This window comes from uncultured Marinobacter sp. (genome assembly GCF_947259545.1).
Classification (GTDB): Bacteria; Pseudomonadota; Gammaproteobacteria; order Pseudomonadales; family Oleiphilaceae; genus Marinobacter.
In genome coordinates this window covers 730,008-745,759 of sequence record NZ_CAMYMK010000007.1, presented here as the reverse complement: position 1 = coordinate 745,759, position 15,752 = coordinate 730,008, and the positions used below count along the sequence as shown (strand labels likewise).

12 protein-coding genes are annotated in these 15,752 nt (G+C 58.3%); 9 read left to right on the top strand and 3 right to left on the bottom strand.

The window, feature by feature from the left end; translation table 11 throughout:
* Positions 1 to 20: 20 nt before the first annotated feature.
* Both ftsH and Q0Y21_RS11160 read right to left on the bottom strand, forming a co-directional pair.
* On the bottom strand, positions 21 to 1,931 hold the full coding sequence (ftsH, locus tag Q0Y21_RS11165) for an ATP-dependent zinc metalloprotease FtsH (RefSeq protein WP_297795110.1): 1,911 nt from the start codon (positions 1,929 to 1,931) through the stop codon (positions 21 to 23).
* Positions 1,928 to 2,176, bottom strand: a complete 249-nt coding sequence (locus Q0Y21_RS11160) for a YkoF family thiamine/hydroxymethylpyrimidine-binding protein (protein ID WP_297795107.1) — start codon at positions 2,174 to 2,176, stop codon at positions 1,928 to 1,930. The genes ftsH and Q0Y21_RS11160 overlap by 4 nt, the downstream gene beginning before the upstream one ends.
* A 159-nt stretch (positions 2,177 to 2,335) precedes the next feature.
* Between Q0Y21_RS11160 and Q0Y21_RS11155 the strand changes: the two genes are divergently transcribed.
* Together Q0Y21_RS11155 and Q0Y21_RS11150 are read left to right on the top strand one after the other, a co-directional pair.
* On the top strand, positions 2,336 to 3,082 hold the full coding sequence (locus tag Q0Y21_RS11155) for an SDR family oxidoreductase (protein WP_297795104.1): 747 nt from the start codon (positions 2,336 to 2,338) through the stop codon (positions 3,080 to 3,082).
* Between the two features lie 47 nt (positions 3,083 to 3,129).
* The gene (locus Q0Y21_RS11150) at positions 3,130 to 3,786 is read left to right on the top strand and encodes a class I SAM-dependent methyltransferase (protein WP_297795101.1); all 657 of its coding nucleotides are present in this window, start codon (positions 3,130 to 3,132) and stop codon (positions 3,784 to 3,786) included.
* A 45-nt stretch (positions 3,787 to 3,831) separates the two neighbouring features.
* Here Q0Y21_RS11150 and ggt read toward each other — a convergent pair whose 3' ends face one another.
* Complete coding sequence (gene ggt, locus Q0Y21_RS11145) at positions 3,832 to 5,595, bottom strand: gamma-glutamyltransferase (protein WP_297795098.1); 1,764 nt, start codon at positions 5,593 to 5,595, stop codon at positions 3,832 to 3,834.
* A 132-nt stretch (positions 5,596 to 5,727) separates the two neighbouring features.
* On the opposite strand from ggt, the gene purU reads away from it, so the two are divergent.
* The 7 genes from purU (at position 5,728) to cmk (ending at position 15,635) form a co-directional block, all read left to right on the top strand.
* Complete coding sequence (purU, locus tag Q0Y21_RS11140; RefSeq protein ID WP_297795096.1) at positions 5,728 to 6,582, top strand: formyltetrahydrofolate deformylase; 855 nt, start codon at positions 5,728 to 5,730, stop codon at positions 6,580 to 6,582.
* 127 nt (positions 6,583 to 6,709) lie between these two features.
* Positions 6,710 to 9,316 carry a DNA gyrase subunit A gene (gene gyrA, locus Q0Y21_RS11135; RefSeq protein ID WP_297795093.1) on the top strand — a complete coding sequence of 869 codons (2,607 nt, stop codon included), beginning with the start codon at positions 6,710 to 6,712 and terminating at the stop codon, positions 9,314 to 9,316.
* A gap of 52 nt (positions 9,317 to 9,368) precedes the next feature.
* A complete protein-coding gene (gene serC / locus Q0Y21_RS11130; protein ID WP_297795090.1) occupies positions 9,369 to 10,451 on the top strand; it encodes a 3-phosphoserine/phosphohydroxythreonine transaminase in 1,083 nt (360 codons plus the stop codon).
* A gap of 2 nt (positions 10,452 to 10,453) precedes the next feature.
* Positions 10,454 to 11,551: a prephenate dehydratase gene (gene pheA / locus Q0Y21_RS11125; protein ID WP_297795088.1), complete on the top strand. Its 1,098-nt coding sequence runs from the start codon at positions 10,454 to 10,456 to the stop codon at positions 11,549 to 11,551.
* A gap of 49 nt (positions 11,552 to 11,600) precedes the next feature.
* Positions 11,601 to 12,725 carry a histidinol-phosphate transaminase gene (gene hisC, locus Q0Y21_RS11120; RefSeq protein WP_297795085.1) on the top strand — a complete coding sequence of 375 codons (1,125 nt, stop codon included), beginning with the start codon at positions 11,601 to 11,603 and terminating at the stop codon, positions 12,723 to 12,725.
* A gap of 1 nt (position 12,726) precedes the next feature.
* Positions 12,727 to 14,955 (top strand): bifunctional prephenate dehydrogenase/3-phosphoshikimate 1-carboxyvinyltransferase, encoded by a 2,229-nt coding sequence (locus Q0Y21_RS11115; RefSeq protein ID WP_297795081.1) that lies wholly within the window; start codon positions 12,727 to 12,729, stop codon positions 14,953 to 14,955.
* On the top strand, positions 14,955 to 15,635 hold the full coding sequence (cmk, locus tag Q0Y21_RS11110; protein WP_297795417.1) for a (d)CMP kinase: 681 nt from the start codon (positions 14,955 to 14,957) through the stop codon (positions 15,633 to 15,635). The genes Q0Y21_RS11115 and cmk overlap by 1 nt, the downstream gene beginning before the upstream one ends.
* Positions 15,636 to 15,752: the final 117 nt, after the last annotated feature.

Below are 15,752 nucleotides of genomic sequence, written 5' to 3'. Positions count from 1 at the left end.
TATTTGGCGTTCGGGGCGGCTCAGGCAATGTTACGGGCGTCTTCCTTGCGCAGAATTTCCTCGATCTCCTCGGCTGACAGGGTTTCCTTTTTCAGTACCGCTCTGGTCAGGGCTTCAAGCTGGTCACGGTGTTCGCTGAGGAAGTCGTGGGTGGCTTTTTCCAGGGCCATCAGCTGTGCCTGGATTTCCGTGTCGATCAGCTCGGCCATCTTTTCGCTGAACTCCCTTGGCAGGCCCATTTCCCGACCAAGGAACACGTGTTCTTCGCCGATGCTCAGGCCCAGGGGGCCGATTTTTTCACTCATGCCCCACTGACCGATCATCCGGCGAACCAGGGTGGTGGCTTCCTTCAGGTCGTTCTGGGCGCCGGTACTCACTTCGCCGTAAATAAGTTTTTCGGAACACCGCCCACCAAGCATCACCTTGATGCGGTCCTTCAGGTAGCTTTCCGTGTAGGTGTAATGGTCTTCCCGCGGAGTTTGCTCAGTGACACCCATGGCCATGCCGTGGGGAATGATAGTCACCTTGGTCAGCGGGTCCGCATTCGGCATGTAATAGGCCATGATGGCGTGGCCGCATTCGTGATACGCCACGGCTTCCCGTTCCTGCGGAGTAAGATGGGCGTCCCGTTCTTCGCCCAGAATAATCCGGTCCCGGGCCAGTTCAAAACAGTGCTCATTTACCTCATGGAGATTCTCCCGGGCTGCCGTCAACGCTGCTTCATTCACCAGGTTTTTCAGGTCCGCGCCAGAAAATCCGATGGTCCGGGCCGCCAGTTGTTCAAGGTTCACATCCTCTGCCAGGGGTACCTTGCGGACATGGACCTGAAGGATGGCCGTGCGGGCTTCCTTGTGGGGGCGGTCCAGGGTTATTTTGCGGTCGAATCGTCCCGGACGGAGCAGGGCGCTGTCCAGTACGTCCGGCCGGTTGGTGGCGGCCAGCACCAGGACATTCTCGTGGGCCTCGAAGCCGTCCATCTCGGTGAGGATCTGGTTCAGCGTCTGTTCCCGTTCGTCGTGGCCCCCGCCGAGGCCGGCGCCCCGGGAGCGACCAATGGCGTCCAGTTCGTCGATGAAGATCAGTGCCGGCGCTTCCTTGCGTGCCTCCTGGAACATATCCCGCACCCGGGCCGCACCTACGCCTACAAACATCTCAATAAATTCCGACGCGCTGATGCTGTAGAAGGGCACCTCCGCTTCACCGGCAATAGCCCGCGCCAGTAGGGTCTTGCCGGTTCCCGGCGGACCAACCAGCAAGACCCCTTTGGGCATTACGGCCCCGAGAGCCCGGTACTTCTCGGGAGATTTGAGGAAATCGATGATCTCGGCGATTTCCCGCTTGGCGGATTCGATCCCGGCGACATCGTCCAGTGTGGCCGTGGAGGTTTCCTTGCGGGCCCTTCGGGCTTTCGAGCGGCTGAAATCAAAGGGGCCGCCGCCCTGGGTCATCTTTTTCTGCGCCGCACCCCAGAACCAGAACATCAACGCCAGTAGCAGGAGCCAGGGCAGGAAACCACGGATCATCTCCTGCCACCAGGGTAGCCCCGAGGGTGTCGCCTTGATGGTCACTTCGTGTTCTTCCAGCAGAGTCAGCAGTGACGGATCTTCCATCGGCGGACGTATGGTGTGGAATCCCGGGCTGCTGAGCCGGGCGGGGCTCTCCGAGCTGAAGGACGCAGCACCGCTGTCTGTGAACAGGCCGGTAATCGATTCTTCCTTGAGCGTGACCTCTGCGACCTGATCGTTCGCCACCGCTGTCTTGAAGTCGGAGTAGGCCAGTTCCTGAAGCCGGGGCTGCCCGCTGTCCTGCAGCCAGAGCATCATCAGGAAGATGGCGGCGCTGAGCCACAGGAACGAGTAGCGGTTGGGAAGAGCCGGTTGCGGATTGTTCTCCGGCTTTTGCTGGTTTCCTGGCCCGTTGGGTGCTGTCATCTGGGTCTCCGGTCGCCCTCCATGATCTTCGCCACGAAGACGGATTTACCGTACGTCTCGAATGACCACTTCATGGTCTCCGAGAGTACCTTCATAACCTCATCATAGTCGCCAAAAATTTCCGTGCTCATACGTCCCGAGTGGACTTCCAGACCGGTTTGCTCCAACCGTGTGATGAGATCCCATATTGGCTGTTTGTAGTCGTCTTTCAGGGGATAACAGCTCAGTTGTACAGAAAGATACATAGTGCCTCCTGTGAAGTCAGTGACTCTGGTCAATGACTGTCATCAATAACCCATGGCCGACTCTCTGGCAACCTTGTGTCACCGAGCCTTTAACCTACCGTACAAGGCCAATCGTGATAGTCTGAGTATAAAATATCTCAATAAAATAAGGCACGACTGATGCGAAAGAACATTCTGATTACCGGTGCCAGCACCGGTCTCGGTGAAGGTATGGCGAGGGAATGGGCGGCCAAGGGCTGTAATCTGGCACTGTGTGCGCGGCGAGCCGATAAACTGGAAGCTCTGCAGCGGGAATTGCAGCAAGCTTACCCGAACATTCGGGTGCTGGTCCGGGGCCTGGATGTGTGTGACTACGATCAGGTCTTTGAGGTGTTCCGGGGCTTCAGGGATGAGTTGGGCAGTCTGGACCGGGTGGTTGTGAATGCGGGTGTCGGCAGTTCCCAACCGATTGGCCGAGGACACTTTGCCGCCAACCGTCACACCGCAGAAACCAACTTTATTGCAGCCATTGCCCAGAGCGAGGCGGCCATGGAGATTTTCAGGGAACAGAACAGTGGCCATCTGGTGCTGATGTCTTCGGTAAGTGGGATTCGTGGTTTCCGCGGCCCCCTTAACGTTTATGCCGCTACCAAAGCTGCTGTGGCCTCGCTGGCGGAGGGGCTGCAACTGGATACCCATAACAAACCCATCAACGTCAGCAACGTTCTGCCCGGCTACATTCTGACGGACATCAATCGCGATACCAAAAATGCGCCTTTCCGGGTCGACTTAGAGACTGGAGTCAAAGCTCTGGTCAAGGCCATCGAATCCGAGAAGCGCCGCGCCTATGTGCCCTGGTGGCCCTGGACGCCTCTGAGTTACGTGTTAAAGGCCTTGCCCTTCGGGCTATTTGCAAGGGCCATGTGATGGGGGGTTGAAGCAGATCCTTAAGCACGGTCAAGAGCTGACATTAAATGAGCGATAAAGATCATTGGGATCAGGTCTACTCGATCAATCCCACTGAAAAACTGGGTTGGTATGAGCCCCATTTACAGATCTCGTTAGATTGGATCAAGGGGCTTGGTCTGCCCTCCGACGCTCCGATCATCGACGTCGGTGGGGGAGCGTCTACATTGGTCGACGACCTGTTGGATGCAGGTTATCGTTTGGTCTCAGTGCTTGATCTATCAGACCATGCCCTGACCTCCGTTAAAACACGATTGGGCAAAAGGGCAGGGCTGGTCACGTGGTTAACCGGCGATATCACCGCGATCGATATGCCAATGCATTATTATGAATTGTGGCACGATCGAGCTGTGTTTCACTTTCTAACCCGGCCTGAGCAGCAGCAGACGTATCGTGACAACCTCCTAAAAGCGCTAAATCCGGGTGGGCATGTGATTATCGGTACCTTTGCGCCAGAGGCTCCGCCCAAATGCAGTGGTCTCCCGGTGCGAAGATACAGTCCGGAACAGTTAGAAAGCACTTTCGGCCGGGAGTTTGAATTGCAACGTCACCACAAGACGCTGCATATAACGCCGAGTGGGGTAGAGCAAATGTATCTGTATTGCCATTTCCGCAAAAAAATCCTGAGCCGTTGTCGCAGGGACGTTGAAGGGGGATCTGGTTGATTTCCGCCTGTTGGTTGCGCGGATAAGTCCATAAAACCTCCCGGTTCAGTAGCCCATGGCTGACGATGTACTGCGGCGCGGGTCTGCGCCGCCATGCAGCATGCCTTCGTTGTCGATCAGTATGCTCTGGATCGCGCCCATGGCCGAACCATGGTTTACTTTGTGCCCCCGATCTTCCAGCAGGCGGATTGTGTCCGGGCTGATGCCCTGCTCAACCCGGATCTCGTCCGGCAGCCACTGATGGTGCATGCGTGGCGCACTCACGGCGGTCTGGATGTTCATGCCGTGATCAATCACATTCAGGATGACCTGCAAGGTGGTGGTAATGATCCGCGAGCCACCCGGGCTGCCCGTTACCAGCACATTCTGGCCATCTTTTCTGACAATGGTCGGTGACATCGAGCTGAGCATCCTCTTGCCGGGCTCCACCTTGTTGGCTTCACCACCGATCAGCCCGTAGGCGTTGGGGACGCCAGGTTTGGCACTGAAGTCATCCATCTCATTATTAAGCAGAAAGCCGGCGCCCTTTACGGTGATGCCGGAGCCGTAACTGAAATTGATGGTGTAGGTGTTGGACACCGCGTTGCCCCATTTGTCCACCACGGAGAAGTGGGTGGTCTCCGGGCTTTCCCAGGCCGCCGGCTGGCCGGGATTGATGTCGCTGGCGGGGCGTGCCTTGTCGGGATCGATGCTCTTGCGGAGTTCTTCGGCGTAACCTTTGCTGGTCAGGCCCGTCAGCGGTACGTCTACATAATCGGTGTCACCGAGGTATTTCGAGCGGTCGGCATAGGCGAGCTTCATGGCCTCGGCCATATGGTGGATCGCATCAGCGGAGTTGTGGCCGAATTCCGCCATGGGGAAGCCTTTCAGTATGTTGAGGATCTGAACAATGTGGGTACCGCCGGAGGAGGGGGGCGACATGGAGTAAATGTCGTATCCGCGATACGTGCCATGAACCGGAGTGCGGATTGCGGGGCGGTAATTTCTCAAATCCTCCCGGGTAATCAGGCCGCCATGCCGGGCCATTTCTTCGGCGATGAGTGTGGCGGTTTCGCCCTCATAAAAGCCTTTCACGCCGTTATTCGCAATCCGCTGTAAGGTGTCGGCCAGCTCAGGCTGACGAAAGCGTTCGCCGGGCTGCCAGGCGCTGCCGTCCTCTTTATAGAAAGCATTTCGGCTGGCGGGCCAACGCTGTAGCCTTTCCCGGGCCTGCTCCAGACCCTCCGTAAAGCGCCGGGGTACAATAAAGCCTTCCCGGGCCAGCTTGATAGCAGGTGCCAAAGCCTGTTGCAGCGAGAGGGTGCCGTGCCGCTCCAGGGCCAAAGCCAGGCCCGCCACGGTTCCCGGTACGCCGGCAGCCAGGTGGGTGAAGCGGCTGCGATCACGGACGACATTGCCGGATTCATCCTGAAACATGGTCTCTGAGGCGTCGGCGGGCGCTTTTTCACGGTAATCAATGGCTTCTGGTTCCGAGCCATCCCCTTTGGCAATCAGCATAAAACCACCGCCACCAATATTGCCGGATCGGGGCTGGGTCACCGCCAAGGCAAAGCCTGCCGTCACAGCTGCATCCACGGCATTGCCGCCATTTTCCAGGACCTCAAGGGCCACCTCCGTGGCAAGCGTGTGGCTGGTCGCTACCATGCCCTCTTTTGCAGAGACCGGGTGAAACCGTTCGCCCTCAAGAATGGCTTGCCCATGCGCGGGCCCGATGGCCACAAGAAACGTCAGCGCCGCCACAACTGAAAGGCGGCCTGAGCACCTCCTGGCGGGGTTTTTGTTTGTGCGGTGGTAGAGGCCTCTGTCCATATCTCCATTCCTCGTTTCTGGCGTTCAGATAGGCTATGATAGCCGGTCATTTTAATAGGTGCGTGCCGTTAATGTTGGTGGTGATTCCCCGACGCACCTGCTTTCCCGGATTTCAGTTAAGGAAAGGTTTTCATGGAGCATACCTATCGTCTTGTGATTTCCTGCCCGGATCGGGTGGGAATTGTCGCCAAGGTGAGTAACTTTCTATCCACCTACAATGGCTGGATTACCGAGGCGAGCCACCATTCCGATACACAGACCGGCTGGTTTTTCATGCGCCATGAGATCAAGGCCAGCTCGATTCCCTTCGGTCTGGACCAGTTTCGGACGGCCTTTGAGCCGATTGCCCGCGAGTTTGGCATGAACTGGCACATTGCGGATTCGGCCCAGCCCAAGAAGGTCGTCCTGATGTGCAGCAAGGAATCCCACTGCGTGGCGGACCTGCTGCATCGCTGGCACAGCCGTGAGATCAACGCCGAAATCGTTGCAGTGATCTCCAACCATGAGGACCTGCGCCGCATGGTCGAATGGCATGAGATACCCTATCACTATATCCCGGTTTCCCGGGACAACCGGGACGAGGCCTTTGGTGAAATCGAGGGCCTGATCGAGGGTTATAATACGGATGTGGTGGTGCTTGCCCGCTACATGCAGATCCTGCCAGCGAGCCTGTGTGAAAAGTTCGCCGGCAAGGTGATCAATATTCACCACAGCTTCCTGCCGTCTTTCGCCGGTGCGCGGCCGTATCACCAGGCCTACAGCCGTGGGGTAAAGCTCATCGGTGCAACCTGCCACTATGTGACTCAGGACCTGGACGAAGGTCCGATCATTGAGCAGGACGTGATCCGCATCAGCCATAGCGACTCCATTGAAGACATGGTCCGTCTCGGCAAGGACGTGGAAAAGAACGTTCTGGCCCGTGGCCTGCGGTCTCATATCGAGGATCGGGTCATCACCTACGAAAACAAGACGGTGGTTTTTAATTAACGCAGGGTCGCTGTATGCCCCCGTAAAGGGCTGACTGTGTTAGTATTGGCCGCTTGTTAAAGAATAACTATGGGGCGTAGAAAAAGCCCTGAAACGACTTCCAGCAAACGCAAAGGAACCTTTCTCGATGGGTGAGTTAGCCAAAGAGATCCTGCCGGTAAATATTGAAGATGAGTTGAAGCAGTCCTACCTCGATTACGCCATGAGCGTCATCGTCGGGCGGGCCCTTCCGGATGTCCGTGACGGCCTCAAGCCGGTTCACCGTCGTGTTCTGTTCGCCATGTCCGAGCTGGGCAATGACTGGAACAAGGCCTACAAGAAATCCGCCCGTGTGGTCGGTGATGTCATCGGTAAATACCACCCCCACGGTGACTCGGCGGTTTACGACACCATCGTTCGTATGGCCCAGCCATTCTCCCTGCGGTACCCGCTGGTCGATGGTCAGGGTAACTTCGGTTCCATCGACGGCGATAACGCCGCCGCCATGCGTTACACCGAGATCCGTATGGAGAAGGTCGCGCACTCGCTGCTGGCGGACCTGGACAAGGAAACCGTGGATTTCGTCGACAATTACGACGGCACCGAGCGGATTCCCGATGTGCTGCCCACCCGGGTGCCGAACCTGCTGGTGAACGGTTCCTCCGGTATTGCCGTGGGTATGGCCACCAATATTCCGCCTCACAACCTGACCGAGGTGGTCAGCGGGTGTCTGGCGCTGATTGATAATCCGGATCTGACCGTGGATGAGCTCATGGAGTTCATTCCTGGCCCCGATTTCCCGACCCAGGGCATTATTAATGGTCGTGCCGGTATAGTTGAGGCGTATCGCACCGGCCGTGGTCGTATCTATATTCGTGCCCGCCACGAAATCGAGCACGACAAGAAGACCAATCGCGATGCCATCATCATTACCGAGCTGCCGTACCAGCTGAACAAGGCGCGTCTGATCGAGAAGATCGCCGAGCTGGTCAAGGAAAAGCGTCTGGAAGGCATTACCGAGCTGCGGGACGAGTCCAACAAGGAAGGCATCCGGGTTGTGATCGAGCTGCGCCGTGGTGAAAACCCGGAAGTGGTCGTCAACAACCTGTTCGCCCATACCCAGTTGCAGACCGTGTTTGGTATCAACATGGTGGCGCTGATCAACGGCGAGCCGAAGATTCTCAACCTGAAGGAAATGCTCGACGCGTTCGTGCGTCACCGTCGTGAAGTGGTGACCCGCCGGACCATCTACGAGCTGCGCAAGGCCCGGGAACGTGGCCATATCCTGGAAGGCCTGACCGTTGCCCTGGCCAACATCGATGAGATGATTGAGCTGATCAAGTCTTCTCCGACGTCGGTCGAAGCGAAAGAGAAGCTGATGGCCAAGGGCTGGGCGCCAGGTGACGTACTGGCGATGCTGGAGCGTGCCGGTGAAGACGCCTGCCGTCCCGATGACCTGCCGGAAATCTACGGTCTGCGCGATGGGCTGTACCATATGTCGCCGGAGCAGACCCAGGCGATCCTGGATATGCGTCTGCACCGCCTGACCGGTCTGGAAACCGAAAAGCTCCAGAACGAATACAAGGACATCCTTGAGAAAATTGCCGGCCTGCTGGAAATCCTGGCGGATCCGGATCGTCTCATGCAGGTAATCCGCGAAGAACTGGAAGCGGTGGTATCCGAGTTCGGTGACGAGCGCCGTACCGAAATCACCAGCTCCCAGCGTGACCTGACCATCGCTGATCTGATCGATGAAGAAGACCTGGTAGTCACCATTTCCCACGGTGGTTATGCCAAGACCCAGGCGGTCGAAGACTATCAGGCCCAGCGCCGTGGTGGCCGGGGCAAGGCGGCAACGTCCATGAAGGACGAGGATTTCGTCGAGAAACTGCTGGTCGCCAACTCCCACGACACCATTTTGTGTTTCTCCAACCGTGGCAAGGTGTACTGGCTACGGGTGTTCGAGATTCCCCGTGCCAGCCGCGCTTCCCGTGGCCGTCCGATGGTCAACATCCTGCCGCTGGACGAGGGTGAGCGCATCACCACCTTCCTGCCGGTCCGAGATTATCCGGAAGACCAGTATGTATTGATGGCCACCTCTGCCGGTGTGGTCAAGAAGACCCCGCTGCCGAACTTCTCCCGTCCGCGCAGCAGCGGTCTGATCGCCCTGTCTCTGGACGAAGGCGATACCCTGATTGGCGCGGCCATCACCAAGGGCGATGCTGAGGTCATGCTGTTCTCCACCGCCGGCAAAGCCGTTCGCTTTAATGAGGAAGCCGTTCGTCCGATGAGCCGTACGGCCCGCGGGGTTCGTGGTATCAGGATGCCGGAAGGTCACCACGTGGTGTCCCTGATCATCCCGCAGGAAGGCGGCGTGCTCCTGACTGCCAGCGAGAACGGCTATGGCAAACGCACCGCTATTGACGAGTTCCCAACCTACAGTCGTGGCAGTCAGGGCGTTATCGCCATGCAGTGCTCCGAGCGTAACGGTAACCTGGTGACGGCGCTGCAGCTGTTCGACGGCGACGAAATGATGCTGATCTCGGACAAGGGCACGCTGGTTCGTACCCGTACTGACGAGGTATCGGTGCTGAGCCGGAATACCCAGGGTGTTCGCCTGATCAAACTGAGCCAGGAAGATGAACGTCTGGTCGGTGTTGAGCGTATCGCTGAAAGCGATGACGAAGACGTCGAAGGCGAGGAAAGTCCTGCCGCAGAAGGCGATAACACAGATGAGGGCGCCGGCGAGGAATAAGCCGGTGCCTCGCAGAACGAACGATTGGTAAGACTTGAGAGATCACAGGATCATGAGTAGGGCGTATAATTTTTGTGCAGGCCCGGCAACCTTGCCGGAAAGCGTGCTGCAACAGGCACGGGATGAAATGCTCGACTGGCGCGGTTCGGGAATGTCGGTGATGGAAATGAGCCATCGCAGTGACGAGTTCCTGGAAATTGCCGAGACGGCCGAAAATGATCTTCGTGAATTGGCCGGAATTTCAGACGATTACGCCGTACTCTTCATGCAGGGTGGAGCTTCCAGTCAATTCTCGACCATTCCTCTGAACCTGCTGGGAGACAAAACCTCCGCGGATTACGTGAACACCGGTATCTGGTCCAAGAAGGCCATTGCGGAAGCCAGCCGGTATGGAACCGTTAATGTAGCGGCCAGCAGCGAGGCGGACGGTTTCACCACCATTCCCGACCAGAGCCGCTGGGAAACCCGTGCCGACGCCGCGTACCTGCACTACACGCCGAACGAGACCATCGGTGGCCTGGAGTTCGACTTCGTGCCTGACAGCGGCAGCGTTCCCTTGGTGGCGGACCTGTCATCCACCATGTTGTCACGCCCGTTGGATGTGTCGAAGTTCGGCCTGATCTACGCCGGCGCCCAGAAAAATATCGGGCCGTCCGGTCTGGTGGTGGTCATCATTCGCAAGGACTTGCTGGGCAAGGCTCGCAAGGAAACCCCGACGATGATGAACTATCAGGTCATCGCCGATAACAACTCCATGTACAACACCCCGGCGACCTATTCCTGGTACCTGGCCGGGCTGGTGTTCAAGTGGCTGAAAGCCCAGGGCGGGGTGCAGGCCATGGGAGAGATCAACCTGCGCAAGGCGAAAAAGCTCTACGATTTCATTGACGACAATGATTTCTACGCCAACCCCATCGATCCCCGCTTCCGCTCGTGGATGAACGTGCCGTTCACACTGGGGGACGATGCCCTGAACGGTGACTTCCTGAAAGGTGCGGATGCACGTGGGTTGCTTAACCTCAAAGGGCACCGCTCGGTGGGTGGCATGCGCGCCAGTATCTACAACGCAATGCCGGAAGCTGGCGTTGATGCCCTGATCGCCTATATGGCGGAATTTGCGAAGGAGCGGGGCTGATCATGACCGACGAGCAAACCCGTCTGGGTGAACTGAGGGACGAGATCGACCAGCTCGACCAGAAGATCATGGAGTTGATCAGTGCGCGTGCCAAATGTGCTCAGGAAGTGGCAAATGTAAAGCTGAAAGCCAATTCGGGGCAGGACGTGTTCTTCTACCGCCCGGAGCGTGAAGCCCAGGTGTTGCGCCGTATCAAGGAGCAGAATCCCGGCCCCTTGTCCGGCGAGGAAATGGCCCGGTTGTTCCGTGAGATCATGTCCGCCTGCCTGGCGCTGGAAAAGCCCATGCACATTGCCTTCCTGGGGCCGGTTGGCACCTTCACCCAGGCGGCAGCGCTCAAGCATTTCGGCCACTCGGTCATCAGCGTGCCGCTGCCGGCCATTGATGCTGTCTTCCGGGAAGTGGAATCCGGCGCGGCCCATTACGGAGTAGTGCCGGTGGAAAATTCCACCGAAGGTATGATCAACCACACGCTCGACATGTTCATGTCGTCGCCCCTGAAAATCTGTGGGGAAGTGCAGCTGCGAATTCACCATCACCTACTGGTGTCGCCTGCGAATGAGAACGAGGAAATCACCCGGATTTATTCCCACCAGCAGTCGTTCGCCCAGTGTCGTCAGTGGCTGGACACCCACCGCTACGGTATTGAGCGGGTGACGGTGAGCAGTAATGCCGAGGCCGCACGTCGGGCTGCGGAAGAGCCTGGAACAGCAGCTATCGCCGGTGATATGGCGGCGGAGTTGTACGGGCTTGAGGTGGTGGCCAACAGTATTGAAGATCGTCCGGATAACACCACCCGGTTTTTGATTATCGGTCGGGAAGAGGTGCCCGCCAGCGGTCACGACAAGTCCTCCATCCTGGTGTCCATGCGCAACAAGCCCGGGGCGTTGTATCAATTGCTGGAACCATTCCATCGTCACGGTCTCAGCCTGACGCGTATCGAAACCCGGCCATCACCCAGTGGTACCTGGGCCTACGTCTTCTACATCGATTTCGAGGGGCACGTGGAAGACGAAAAGGTGCGCAAGGTGCTGGCAGACGTGGACGACGAAGCGGTTGAGCTCAAGCGTCTGGGCTCTTACCCCATTGGAGTGCTCTAGAGAAAGTGTTGACGGCGAAACGGTTCGGCCAAGCGTTGAGGAAGGTGTGATGTCGATTGATTATCAGAGTCTGGCGGTCAGGGGAGTGCAGGCACTGTCCCCCTATCAGCCCGGCAAGCCCATCGATGAACTGGCCCGCGAGCTTGGGCTGGATCCCGCCGATATCATCAAGCTTGCCAGTAACGAGAATCCGCTGGGTCCCAGCGAAAAAGCGCTGGCCGCAGCCCGGGATGCCCTCAGCGAGCTGTGCCTTTACCCTGACGGTAACGGCTTTGACCTCAAGCAGGCACTGGCGGCCCGCTTCGGCGTTGATATGTCGCAGATTACCCTGGGCAATGGCTCCAATGATTTGCTCGAGGTGATTGCCCGCTGCTTTGCGGATGGGGAGTCGGAGGTGGTTTTCTCCCAGTACGCGTTTGCGATTTATCAGTTGGTAACTCAGGCGATTGGCGCCAAAGGTGTGTCCGTGCCTGCGAAAGACTGGGGCCACGACCTGGAAGCCATGGCGGCGGCCGTCACGGACCGCACAAAGCTGGTGTTTGTGGCCAACCCCAATAACCCGACGGGTACGGTGCATAACTCTGAAGCCATTCTGGCGTTTCTGGAAAAGATCCCCGCGCGGGTTGTCGTGGTATTGGACGAAGCTTACTGCGAATATCTTCAGGGTGAGGGCTCCGCTGACGGAGTTGAATTGCTGTCCCGGTTCCCGAATCTGATCGTTTGCCGCACTTTCTCCAAGGCCTGGGGGCTGGCGGCATTGCGGGTTGGTTACAGTATCAGTTCCCCTGAAATCGCGGATATCCTTAACCGGGTACGCCAGCCGTTCAATGTGGATACCATTGCGCTGGCCGCCGCGACAGCCGTATTGGAAGATGAGGCCTACGTCCAGCGTTCCCGCGAGGTCAATGCCAGTGGTATGACGCAACTGGAAGCCGGCTTTCGCGAGCTTGGCCTGTCATTTATTCCCTCTGCGGGCAACTTCATCGCGGTGGATGTTGGAAATAACGCCATGGGTATTTACCAGTCATTGCTGGAACAGGGCGTCATTGTGCGTCCGATTGCCGGTTATGGCATGCCCCGGCACCTACGGGTGTCCATCGGCCTCGAGCAGGAAAATGCAAAGTTGTTGACGGCCCTGGCCCATGCTCTCGGCCAGACGGGGCAGGGGGCGTAACGTGGCAACGACCAAGCCACTGTTCCGTCGGGTTGCCGTTATTGGTTTGGGGTTGATTGGTGGCTCACTGGCAAAAGCCATGCGTGAGAACGGCCTGGCCGACACCGTTATCGGCACCGACAAGCGAGAGGACGAACTGTCGCTGGGCGTTGAACTGGGTGTCATTGATCAGGCTGCCAGCACCATTGCCGAGGCGGTTTCCGGTTGTGAGCTGGTGATCCTCGCTGTGCCGGTGCGCGCAACCCGTGTGGTCCTGGAGGAGTTAAAGCCCCACCTGCCCGCCGACGCCATTCTTACGGATGTGGGCAGTACCAAGACCAGCTTTGTTGAGGATGTAAAGGCGGTTTTCGGCGACCTTTCACCCCGAGTGATCCCCGGTCACCCGATTGCGGGGTCTGAGAAAAGCGGTATCCGGGCAGCGAATTCCGGGATGTTCGCCAATCACAAGGTGATCCTTACCCCGCCGGATAATGTTCATGCCGGGGATCTGGCGCGTTTGAAGGCGCTGTGGGAGGGATGTGGCGCTACCGTCCTGACCATGTCCGTGGCCTATCACGATGAAGTGCTGGCGGCGACCAGTCACCTGCCGCACCTAATTGCGTTTTCGCTGGTGGACACCCTGGCCGGCGAAGACGAGAATCTGGATATTTTTCGCTACGCGGCGGGTGGTTTCCGGGACTTTACGCGAATCGCCGCCAGTGATCCGGTGATGTGGCACGACATCTTTCTCTCCAACCGGGATGCCGTGCTGCGGGTCATCGACCACTTTACGCACGATCTCGACCGTCTCCGTACCGCCATTGCCGACGGAGACGGTGCAACCATGCTCAGGGTTTTCAGTCGCGCCAAGGCGGCGCGGGAACATTTTTCGAAAATGCTTTCAGGACAGGCTTACGTGACAAACAACAGTCAGAAACAGGTAACGTTCCATCTTCAGCCCGGCGGCAGCATCGCCGGGGATATCCGGGTACCGGGCGATAAATCCATTTCCCATCGTTCCATCATGCTGGGCGCCCTGGCCGATGGAATCACCGAAGTGAAGGGGTTCCTTGAAGGTGAGGACAGCCTCGCGACGCTACAGGCGTTCCGTGATATGGGGGTGACCATTGAAGGCCCGGATGACGGGTTCGTGCGTATTCACGGCGTGGGGGTCAACGGCCTGCAGGCGCCCCGTGGGCCGCTGTACCTGGGCAATTCCGGCACTGCCATGCGCCTGTTCTCGGGGTTGTTGGCGGCGCAGCCGTTTGATTCCGAGTTGACTGGAGACAGCAGCCTCTCCAAGCGTCCGATGGGGCGTGTTGCTGACCCTCTTCGCGCTATGGGGGCGGTGATCGATACCGCTGACGGTGGTCGTCCGCCGTTGAAGATTCATGGTGGGCAGCCGCTGACCGGTATCCATTACGAAATGCCGGTGGCGTCCGCCCAGGTCAAGTCCTGCCTGTTGCTGGCGGGCCTGTACGCTGAGGGTGTCACCTCGGTCACCGAGCCCGCACCGACCCGCGACCATACCGAACGCATGCTGGCCGGGTTTGGCTATCATGTGCATCGGGATGGTGCCACAGCCAGTGTTTCCGGTGGTGGCAGGCTGACGGCTGCCGCCATTGATGTGCCGGCTGATATTTCCTCTGCGGCCTTTTTCCTGGTGGCGGCCAGCATTGCGCCGGATTCCGAGCTGACCCTGCGCCACGTTGGTATGAATCCGACGCGGGTTGGCGTTATTAATATCCTGCGGCAGATGGGTGCCGATATCGAAGTCCTGGAGGAGCGTGAAATCGGTGGGGAGCCGGTGGCGGATCTGAAGGTGCGTTCCGCGCAGCTCAAGGGTATCGATATCCCGGAAGATCAGGTGCCTCTGGCAATCGATGAGTTCCCGGTACTGTTCATTGCCGCTGCCTGTGCTGATGGCCGTACGGTCCTGCGTGGCGCGGAAGAGCTGCGGGTCAAGGAGAGTGATCGGATTCAGGTGATGGCGGATGGCCTGGCGGCACTTGGCGTGGAAACAACGGTGACGCCCGATGGCATTATTATCGACGGTGGTCAGCCGATCGGCGGTGGCAAGGTCGATAGTCACGGAGATCACCGCATTGCGATGTCGTTTGCCGTGGCGTCCCTGCGTGCAACCGGAGACATTGAAGTGACCGATTGCGCCAATGTCGCGACGTCATTTCCCGGGTTTGTGGAGCTTGCCCGCGACACCGGTATCCTGATCACCACCGAAGGGGAGGAATGATGTCCAGTACCAAGGCTCCGGTCATCACTATTGACGGCCCGGGAGGGTCCGGTAAGGGGACGGTCACCCAGATGCTCGCCCGTAAGCTGGGTTGGCACCTGCTGGACAGCGGCGCGCTTTATCGCCTGACGGCCCTGGCCGCAGTGCGTCAGGGTGTATCCCTGGACGATGAAGCGGGTCTGGTCAAGGTGGCTGCTGGTCTGGATGTAGCTTTTGAGCCAACGGCGCCAGGTGAGCCGGTTAAAGTAATCCTCGCCGGCAAGGACGTAACCGCAGATATACGTACAGAAACGACCGGTGATAATGCCTCCAGGGTTGCGGTGATGCAGCCGGTGCGTGATGCCCTGTTGCAGCGGCAGCGGGACTTCCGGCAGGCTCCCGGCCTGGTGGCCGATGGCCGCGACATGGGCACCGTGGTATTTCCGGACGCCCCGGTCAAGATTTTCCTGACGGCCAGCGCCGAGGAGAGAGCCAGACGGCGCTACAGCCAGTTGAAGGACGCAGGTGTCAATGTTAATATTGACGCCCTTTTAGAGGAGATACGGGTTCGTGATGAACGGGATATGAACCGTTCCGCAGCCCCTCTCAAGCCCGCAGATGATGCGCAAGTCATTGATTCTACGGGGTTGAGTATAGAAGAGGTGTTGGGTAGGTGTATGGCCGCAGCAGGCCAGGCCTGACCACACCTTTTTGTTGTTGAAATGCCGGTTGTAGCGTTATCTGCCAGCCACAGGCTGCGTCCGGAACTTACTAACAGACCGTGTTGCTGGTGGCACGGAGCACACTTGCGTTGATCA